This window comes from Brevundimonas sp., from assembly GCF_036402095.1.
Taxonomy (GTDB): domain Bacteria; phylum Pseudomonadota; class Alphaproteobacteria; order Caulobacterales; family Caulobacteraceae; genus Brevundimonas.
On sequence record NZ_DASWTO010000199.1, the window covers coordinates 1 to 9,006 of the forward strand.

The 9,006-nt window shown below is 70.3% G+C and carries 8 protein-coding genes, 1 tRNA gene and 1 pseudogene; 7 read left to right on the forward strand and 3 right to left on the reverse strand.

Annotated features, from left to right (window positions below; all coding sequences use genetic code 11):
- Positions 1-37: 37 nt before the first annotated feature.
- From exbB to VGD32_RS13090, 6 genes and pseudogenes are all read left to right on the forward strand, one after another.
- Positions 38-943, forward strand: coding sequence for a tonB-system energizer ExbB (gene exbB, locus VGD32_RS13065; protein WP_331032317.1), 906 nt, complete (start codon positions 38-40; stop codon positions 941-943).
- Positions 944-948: 5 nt separating this feature from the next.
- Positions 949-1,386 carry a biopolymer transporter ExbD gene (locus VGD32_RS13070; protein WP_331032318.1) on the forward strand — a complete coding sequence of 146 codons (438 nt, stop codon included), beginning with the start codon at positions 949-951 and terminating at the stop codon, positions 1,384-1,386.
- 13 nt (positions 1,387-1,399) lie between these two features.
- Entirely contained in the window at positions 1,400-2,119 is a 720-nt protein-coding gene (locus VGD32_RS13075) for a TonB family protein (protein WP_331032319.1), read from the forward strand.
- A 110-nt stretch (positions 2,120-2,229) separates the two neighbouring features.
- Positions 2,230-2,976, forward strand: a complete 747-nt coding sequence (locus tag VGD32_RS13080; RefSeq protein WP_331032320.1) for a M48 family metallopeptidase — start codon at positions 2,230-2,232, stop codon at positions 2,974-2,976.
- A 70-nt stretch (positions 2,977-3,046) separates the two neighbouring features.
- Positions 3,047-3,123, forward strand: a tRNA-His gene (locus VGD32_RS13085).
- A 23-nt stretch (positions 3,124-3,146) separates the two neighbouring features.
- A pseudogene (locus tag VGD32_RS13090) lies at positions 3,147-3,584 on the forward strand (methyltransferase domain-containing protein); the annotation flags it as partial.
- A 235-nt stretch (positions 3,585-3,819) separates the two neighbouring features.
- Here VGD32_RS13090 and VGD32_RS13095 read toward each other — a convergent pair.
- The gene (locus VGD32_RS13095; RefSeq protein WP_331032321.1) at positions 3,820-5,670 is read right to left on the reverse strand and encodes a patatin-like phospholipase family protein; all 1,851 of its coding nucleotides are present in this window, start codon (positions 5,668-5,670) and stop codon (positions 3,820-3,822) included.
- Between the two features lie 148 nt (positions 5,671-5,818).
- Positions 5,819-6,217 (reverse strand): DUF1489 domain-containing protein, encoded by a 399-nt coding sequence (locus tag VGD32_RS13100; protein WP_331032322.1) that lies wholly within the window; start codon positions 6,215-6,217, stop codon positions 5,819-5,821.
- Positions 6,218-6,286: 69 nt separating this feature from the next.
- Here VGD32_RS13100 and VGD32_RS13105 point away from each other — a divergent pair, with 69 nt between their 5' ends.
- A complete protein-coding gene (locus VGD32_RS13105; RefSeq protein WP_331032323.1) occupies positions 6,287-6,682 on the forward strand; it encodes an antibiotic biosynthesis monooxygenase family protein in 396 nt (131 codons plus the stop codon).
- Here the strand turns inward: VGD32_RS13105 and VGD32_RS13110 are convergent.
- The gene (locus VGD32_RS13110) at positions 6,673-8,694 is read right to left on the reverse strand and encodes an acetyl/propionyl/methylcrotonyl-CoA carboxylase subunit alpha (RefSeq protein WP_331032324.1); all 2,022 of its coding nucleotides are present in this window, start codon (positions 8,692-8,694) and stop codon (positions 6,673-6,675) included. The two genes, VGD32_RS13105 and VGD32_RS13110, sit on opposite strands and share 10 nt — an antisense overlap.
- Positions 8,695-9,006: the final 312 nt, after the last annotated feature.

Below are 9,006 nucleotides of genomic sequence, written 5' to 3' on the forward strand. Positions count from 1 at the left end.
CCACGAGTCAGACCAAAAAAGCAGGAACTGGCGAACTATGCTCGATATCAAGAAGACCAACATCCTCCTGGCCATGGCCGGCGCCGCCGTGCTGATGGCCGGTACGCCGGTCCTCGCGCAGGATGCCCCCGCCCCGGCCGCCGATGCTGCGGCCACGGCTCCCGCCGCGACCACCGCGGCCCCCGCTGCGACCCCCGCTGAGACGGCTCCGGCCGCCGATGCCGCGGCGCCCGGCGAAGTCGGCGGCGAAAGCCACGGCAAGCTGACCCCCGCGCGCATGTTCATGGACGCGGACATCGTCGTTAAGGTCGTCATGATCGGCCTGCTGCTCGCCTCGGTGTTCACCTGGGTGATCCTGCTGATCAAACTGTTCGAGTTCGGCGCCCTGAACCGCGGCACCGACCGCTTCCTGGAAGCCTTCCGCCAGACCCGCACGATCGCCGACATGCGTCGCGTGGCCACCTCGGAAGAGTTCGAAGGCAACCCGCTGGCCGACATGGCCGCCGCGGCCACCGACGAAGTCGAACTGTCGCGTCAGGCCGGCCTCTCGGTCACCGGCGATCACCGCGACTCGGCGATCAACCGCGCCCAGGCCGCCGTTTCGGCCGTGCAGTCCGGTCTGGCCAAGCGCCTGTCGGGCGGCCAGCAGTTCATGGCCTCGGTCGGCTCGACCGCTCCGTTCATCGGTCTGTTCGGCACCGTCTACGGCGTCATGAACTCGTTCATCGGCATCGCGAACACCAACACGACCAACCTGGCCGTCGTCGCCCCCGGTATCGCCGAGGCGCTGCTGGCCACCGGTATCGGCCTGTTCGCGGCCATCCCGGCGGTTATCTTCTACAACTACTTCAACACCCGTATCGCGGCGTACGGCACCCGTTCGGACGGCTTCAACGCCGAGCTGATGAACGCCGTGTCGCGTAACCTCGACAAGGGGGCGTAAGTCGGATGGCCGCCAAACTCTCAGGCGGCGGCGGCGGCAAGTACGCCATCGAGCAGAACAGCGAGATCAACGTCACGCCGTTCGTGGACATCATGCTTGTCCTGCTCATCATCTTCATGGTGGCGGCGCCGCTCGCCACCGTGTCGGTGGAGGTAAAACTGCCGCGCGCGGTCGCACCGGTCCAGAAGAGTCCGCCGAAGCCGTTCTACGTCTCGATCCAGGCCAATTCGCGGGTCTACATCGGCGACAACGAGGTCGACATCGACATGGTCGGCACGGAACTGCTTGATCTGATCGGCAACACGACGCCGTCGGACGAGCGGATCTTCATCCGTGCGGACCAGACGACCCGGTACGGCGACTTCATGCAGGTCATGAATTCGCTTCAGGACAGTGGTTTCTACAGCGTCGCCCTGGTCGGCGAAGACCAGTCGGCAAAGTAGGAGCGGTGAGAACATGACTGAAGTCGAATATCATCGCAGTCTCTACGACCCGCCGAAGCCGAAGGGCATTTTCGGGGTTCCCCCGCACGTGTTCATCGCCAGCGTCGTGGTCGTGTGCCTGCTGTTCGCGCTGCTGGCGTTCTACTTCATCAATGCGCAGTTCAAGCTGCGCGAGGTGAACTATTCGGACGACGCGGTCGACGTGGAGCTGATCGAACCGATCCCGCCCCCGCCGCCGCCCCCGCCGCCTCCGCCGCCGCCGCCGGAAACGGCGCCGCCGCCGAAGCTGCAGGTGCGTGTCCCGGCTCCTCTTCCGGTGAACATCCCGGTGCCGCCGCTTCCGGTGCCGCCGACGCCGAAGGAAGACCGGATCGCCTCGACGATCCCGCCGGGCCGTATCGACGGGCCGGTGACGATCCCGCTGCCGCCGCCGCCGCCGAAGCCGTCGGTGATCACCAACCCGAGCTGGGCGCGTCAGCCGCCCATCGAATTCCCGGAACGCGCCCAGTCGCGCGGCATCGAGAACGGTTCGGTGGTCCTGAACTGCCTGGTGAACCAGAACGGCAGCGTTTCCGACTGCAACATCGTGTCGGAAAATCCGGCCGGCGCAGGTTTCGGGTCGGCCGCCCTGGCCGGCGCGCGTCGGGCCCGGCTTTCGCCGCGGACCGTCGACGGCGCCGCCGTCAATGCGCGGGTCACCTTCACCACCCGGTTCCAGCTTCCGAGCGAGTAACCGGCTGATCCAGCCAGCGAACGCCCCGGCCCCCAAGGCCGGGGCGTTTTCGTTTGCGGGAGCGTATGGGCGGCTGGGGCGTTGTGCCGCGAGCTTGAATGGAGCCCGCCATGACCCGTCCCCTGACCCTCGCCTTCGCCGCGGCCGTCGCCCTGTCGACCGCCGCCTGCGCCTACAACGAGACGCTCGGCCGCAGCCAGTTCCTGATCGTCGACGACGGCGCCCTGACGCAGCAGTCCGAGGCTGCCTGGGCCCAGGCGCTGCGGACCCAGCCGACCTCGTCCGACGCCGCCGCCAACGCCCGCGTCCGCCGCGTCGGCGCCCGCATCGTCGAAGCCGCCGGCCTGGCCGACCGGAGCTGGGACTACGCCGTCTTCGTCAGCCAGAGCCCAAACGCCTTCGTCCTGCCGTCCGGCAAGATCGGGGTCACCACCGGCCTGCTGAACCTGGTCCGCAACGACGACCAGCTGGCCGCCGTCCTCGGCCATGAGGTCGGGCACGTGGTCGCCCGACACGCGGCCGAGCGCTACTCCTCCTCCGCTGCGACCAGCCTGGTGCTGAGCGGCGTCCAGAGCGCCGCCGGCGACTACGCCAAGGCGGCGGGCGCCATCGGCGGTCTGGGCGCCCAGCTGGGCGTGCTGCTGCCGTTCTCGCGCCGGCACGAGCTGGAAGCCGACCGGATCGGGGTCGACTATCTGCAGCGCGCCGGCTACCGGCCGTCCGAGGCCGTCGCCCTGTGGCGGCTGATGGCCGGGCAGCGCCAGGGCTCGACGCCCGAGTTCGCCTCGACCCACCCCTCCGACGCAAGCCGGATCGCGGCGCTGGAAGAGTATATCGCCAGCAAGGGGTGGAGCTGAGGCGGTTCTTTCAAATCCACCTTGATCACCGCCAGCGACACGGCTAGACACGCCGCTCGCGCGGATACGTGCAGCCTTAGCTCAGCTGGTTAGAGCGCCGGTTTGTGGAGCCGGAGGTCCTCAGTTCGATCCTGAGAGGCTGTACCATCCCCGACCACCGGGGAGTCCGGATGACCGCTACGCCCCCCGCGTGGGACCCCCTGCAGTACAATCGCTTCGAGCGCGAGCGCGATCGCGCGGCCCACGATCTGCTGGCGCGGCTGCCGCAAGGCCTGAGCCCGATGGAGATCTGGGATATCGGCTGCGGTCCCGGGCGCCAGGCGATCTGGCTGAAGCGACGGTATCCCGACGCCCGCGTGCATGGGCTGGACGCCAGCGCGACGATGCTGGCCGAGGCGCAGGCGCAGGCGCAGGGCGTCGAGGTCGACTGGCGGCTGGGCGACATCGCCGGCTGGTCGCCCCCGATTCCCGCCGACGTCATCTTCGCCAACGCCTCGCTGCACTGGCTGCCGGATCACAAGGGGCTGCTGCGGCGGCTGACGGCCCATCTGGCGCCCGGAGGCGTGCTCGCGGTGCAGATGCCCATGGCGCACGAGACGCGCCATCACGAGCTGATGCGCGAGGTCGCCGGCGAGGGGCCGTGGGCGGCGGCGCTGGCCGGGGTTCCGACGATCGCGCCGTTGCTGCAGCCGGAGGCCTACTACGCCGTGCTGGCGGACGGCTGCGGAGAGGTCGACATCTGGTCCACCACCTATCTGCAGGCGCTGACGGGGGCGGATGCGGTGCTGGAATGGATGAAGGGGACGGCGCTGCGGCCCTATCTCGCCGCCCTGACAGACGAGGTCATGCGGCGGGCGTATCTCGACGCGCTCGGCGCGCGCCTTTCCGAGGCCTTTCCGCGGCGGCCGGACGGAGTGACCCTGATGCCGTTTCCGCGTCTGTTTCTGGTGGCGCGGAAAGGCTGACGGGATTGCGGCGGCGCAGGTGGGTGACCGGCCGGTCGAGGCCCGCGAGCCCGTCCCGCGTCGCGCTGTAGCCGGCGTCCACCCCGGCCTCGAACCCCTTCCAGTCGCGGATGTCGAGCCCGTCGGGCGTCGGCTGGATCAGCAGGTCCGTGGCGGCGCGGGAGCTTTCGAGGTCGGCGTCGGTCGTCAGGGTGGCCGAACGCATCAGGATCGAGACGATCGGCGGGCCGCGGCGCCAGGCGCCGGTGGCGATCAGCCGCCAGATCGACGGAGGGTGCTCGATCATGTCGGGGTCGACGCCGCGGGTTTCAGACATGTCGACGCCGATCACGGGGCCGGAGTTCATCTGCCGCATCACCTCGGCCGGCAGGTTCTTCAGCACCGCGCCGTCGACCAGCACCTGACCGTCCATCACCACCGGCGGAAGGATGCCGGGGATGGCGATCGAGGCCCGCATGGCCCGCCGCATCAGGCCGCGCCGATGCACCTCCAGCTTGCCGCTGGTCAGGTTGGTCGAGGCGGCGAAGAAGGGCCGGTGCAGATCGGCCAGATCGATGTCGCCATAGGCTTCGTGCAGCAGGCGGTCGACCTTGCGGGCCCGGGTCATGGCCAGCATCGGGAAGGTGATGTCCGACAGGGGATCGCTCTGCACGAAGGCCTTGCGGATGCGGGCCTCCAGCTCCTCCTGCGACCAGTTCAGCGCCGGCCCGGCGGCGATCACCGCCCCCATCGAGGCGCCGCCGACGAAGTCGATCGGGACGCCCGCCTCGCGCAGGGCCCGAAGGGCGCCGATGTGGGAATAGGCGCGCGCGCCGCCGCCCGACATGACCACGCCCACGGCCGAGCCGGTGATGACGCGGCCCATGCGTTCGGCGTCGGCCTGATCGCCCTCGACGGCCTGGAACCAGCGCCCCGGCGCGACGGCGTCGAGCCAGACCGAGGTGTTGGCGGGATGGGCCATGCGCGGGTCGCGCAGCAGGATCAGGTCGGTGCGGCGCTGGGCGTCGAGCACGCCGGCATGGGGCATGGGCCGGTTCGGCGGCGCCATCAGCCCGGCCCCGACGACGAAGACCCGGTCGACCTGACGGGCGCACAGGGCGGCCCAGGCCGGCTCGTCCATTTCGGCGACATAGAGGACGAAATCGTGAGCGTCCTCGACCCGGCTGAACCATTCGGAGGCGGACGACAGCGCCGACTGGTCGATGACCTGGCAGGTGAAGCCATCGGCCTCCACGGCGGCGGCGATGCGCTCGACGAAGGCGCGGATCGGGCGCGGGCGGGCCGAGATGAAGCCGAACACGCTGGGCTCGCCGCCCCCGGAGCGCCGGTCGCGAGCGCGCTGGATCATCAGCCGGGACAGTTCGACCATGAGGTCGGGCTCGGTGCGGGCGGCCTCGAAGAAGGCGTCGCGAGGCAGGGCCAGGATTTCGGAATCGCGCAGGGCGACCACGTCGGCGGTGTGCCGGGTGCCAGCCAGCATGGCCATCTCGCCGACCGGCTCGCCGGGGCGGATGACGCCGACGAACTGGGGCGGGCGGGCCTCGTCGTGGTCGCGGCGGAAGACGCCGAGGCGGCCCGAGCGCAGCAGGTAGAGGGTGTCGGCGACGTCGTTCTCGGCGAACAGGGTCTCGCCCCCGGTCAGGGCGAACCAGCTGGCGCGCGTGTTCCTGCCGCCCTCGAAGATGCGGTGCAGGGCGTCTTCCAGACGGTCGGAGCGCGGGGCGGGCATCAGGGGAGGATAACGGGAGTCGGCGGGAGGAAGCGAGGCGGCAGGCAACAGGCGGCGGGCGGCAGGACGTTGAGGCGGACGCGGACCGAACGGACCATCCGCTTCTTCGGCCCCGGCGACGGTCGCCTGCCGCCTGTCGCCTGCTGTCTCACCACGCCCCCATTTCCCGCAGCCGTTTCGCCAGGTCCTCCGGCACCTCGCCGGCGTCGAGGGTGGACAGGTCGGGCGGGGCGTCCTTCGGCTCGAGGTAACGCCAGCCCTGGAAGGGACGGCGGGCCTGGGGGGCGGTGCGGACGACCTCGGGCGAGAGTTTGATGTGGCACATGCTCGTCTTGCCCTCGCCCCTGGTCGAGATATCCAGGATGGGCATGCGGCAGGCGACGGAGCCCTTGATGACCCAGAACAGGGAGCCGCCGTCCTCGAGCTCGGCGGCGCGCTTCGGCGTCATGCGGGTGTGGACGGTGAGCCATTCCCCTTTCGAGGCGCGGCGCTCCAGCGTCTCGACCCTGGCGACGCCGACGCACAGCTTGATCATGTGAAGGGACATGGGCCGGGATTAGCATTCTTCGGGTTCGGGGCGGGAGACATGGCGACGGCCAGGGTCTAGAAAAAGGCCATGAAGATCGGACGGCGCAGCATGATCGCGGGAATGGCCGGACTGGCCAGCCTCGGCCTCGCGCCGCCGGTGCGGGCATGGGCGAGAGGGACGGCGATGTACGGACTGATCGGCAGGATGACGGCGATCGAGGGTCAGCGTGACGCGCTGACGGCGATCCTGCTGGAGAGCCTCGGGCGGATGCCGGGCTGCCTCAGCTACGTCGTGGCCCATGACCCGGCGGACGATCACGCCATCTGGGTGACCGAGGTATGGATCGACGAGGCGGCGCACCGGGCCTCGCTGCAGCTTCCCGAGGTTCGGGAGGCGATCCGCCGGGGCAGGCCGCTGATCGCCACCTTCGGCGACGCCCAGGTGACCGCACCGGTGGGCGGGGTGGGACTGCTTCAGCCCTGATCCTCCGCCGCCCGGACGACCGCCAGCACGGCGCCGTCCGTGACCTGGTCGCCGACGGCGACGCCGACGGTCTCGACCACGCCGTCGAAGGGGGCGATGAGAGCGTGCTCCATCTTCATGGCCTCGAGCACCACGATCGGCGCGCCGCGGGCGACCGTATCGCCGGCCATGGCGGGCGTGGCGACGATCTTGCCGGGCATGGGCGCGCGGAGGGCGCCGTCGGAGGCGGGGCCGCTGCCGGCGCCGGTCTTGTGCAGGATCGGCTCGAATTCCCAAGCCTGGCCGTCGTGGAACAGCACCGGTTCGTCGATGACGCGGCTGAGTTCGCGGTCCGGTCGGCCGTCATGGATCAGGGTGACGCCGCCCGTCAGGACGTAGGCGTCCATCGTCGTCTCGCCGAGATCCACCGTCCAGTAGCTGCCATGCTCTTCGGGGGTCAGGCGGCCCTCGATCAGCGCGCCGTTGAGGCGGGCCCGGTGAGGGGCGGGCCGCGCGCCGTTCATGCGGAAGCCGTAGAGGCCCGCGGCGGTCGGGGCCCAGGGGCCGCCGCCGCGGCCGGGCCGATCTGACGGACGGACCCATTCCTCGGCGTGGTGAGCGTCGGCGGCGAGGATCGCGAGGGCGGCGGCCTGGATCTCCGGCGCCGGTTCGATGGAGGTCAGGGTCGACTCCTCGGCGGCGATGAAACCTGTGTCGACGTCGCCAGAGATGAAGCGCGGATGCTCAAGGCAGCGTTTGAGGAAGCCGGCGTTGGCGCGGACCGGCCAGACCCCGACTTCGCCGCACGCCGCGGCCAGTTGGGCCGCGGCCGCTGCCCGGGTGTCGGCGTGGACGATCAGCTTGGCGATCATCGGGTCGTAGAACTGGCTGACCTCGCTGCCCCAGGTCACGCCCGTGTCGACGCGGATGTCCTCGGGCAGATGGAAATGCTCCAGCCGGCCGATGCTGGGCAGGAAGCCGTTGGCCGGGTCCTCGGCGTACAGCCGCGCCTCCATGGCCCAGCCGTTCAGGGGGATGTCGGCCTGCTTCAGCGGGATGGGCTCGCCAGCGGCGACGCGCAGCTGCCATTCGACCAGGTCGACGCCGGTGATGGCCTCGGTGACCGGATGCTCGACCTGCAGCCGGGTGTTCATCTCCATGAACCATATGCGGTCAGCCTTGAGGCCGTCGGAGGCGTCGGCGATGAATTCGATGGTCCCGGCGCCCTCGTAGTTCACGGCCTTCGCGGCGCGGACGGCGGCGTCGGTGACGGCCTTGCGGACCGCAGCGTCCATGCCGGGGGCAGGGGCCTCCTCGATGACCTTCTGGTGGCGCCGCTGCAGGGAGCAGTCGCGCTCGTGCAGGTGGACGACATCGCCGTGGCTGTCGCCGAAGACCTGCACCTCGATGTGGCGCGGGCGGGTGATGTATTTCTCGATCAGGACGCGCGGGTCGCCGAAGGAGGACTGGCCCTCGCGCTGTGCGCTGGCGAGGCCGTCGGCGAAGTCCTCGGCGCGGTCGACCTTCTTCATCCCCTTGCCGCCGCCGCCGGCGACGGCCTTGATCAGCACCGGATAGCCGATGGCGTCGGCCTCCTTCTTCAGACGCTCCGCAGACTGGTCCTCGCCGAGGTAGCCGGGGGTGACGGGCACGCCGGCCTCGATCATCAGGCTCTTGGCCGCGTCCTTGAGGCCCATGGCGCGGATGGCCGCGGGCGGCGGGCCGATCCAGACGAGGCCGGCGGCCATGACCGCCTCGGCGAAGTCGGCGTTTTCGCTGAGGACGCCGTAGCCCGGGTGAATGGCCTCGGCGCCGGTCTGTTTCGCGGCGGCGAGGACTTTCGCCGCGTCCAGATAGGACTCGCGGGCGGGGGCCGGGCCGATCAGCACCGCCTCGTCGGCCTCGCGCACGTGCAGGGCGTCGGCGTCGGCTTCGGAATGGACGGCGATGGTGCGCAGGCCCATGCGGCGGGCGGTGCGGAACACACGGCAGGCGATCTCGCCGCGATTGGCGACCAGGACGGATTTGAACATGGCGTTTTCTTAGAGGGGCGAAGGGCGGGGGGCTAGGGGCCAGGCAGCAGGCGGCAGGCACGAGTCTTCGCCGCTTCGTCCGAAGCGGTTGGGGAGGGCGCGGGACAGCCGGGCCTCGCCCGGATGCGTTGTGGTTTTACCGTTTCGACGAGACAGGCTGCCCCGCGCAGTCGTTTTCCACACGCCCTCCGACTGGCGGCCCTGCGTCCGGGCCTCTGACGGATCGCCCCGGCCGCCTTGCGACGACCGGAACGGGACGGCCTTACCCCCGCATCGCGAGGCCATCTGACCGCACCTCAAGGCGCGCGGCGA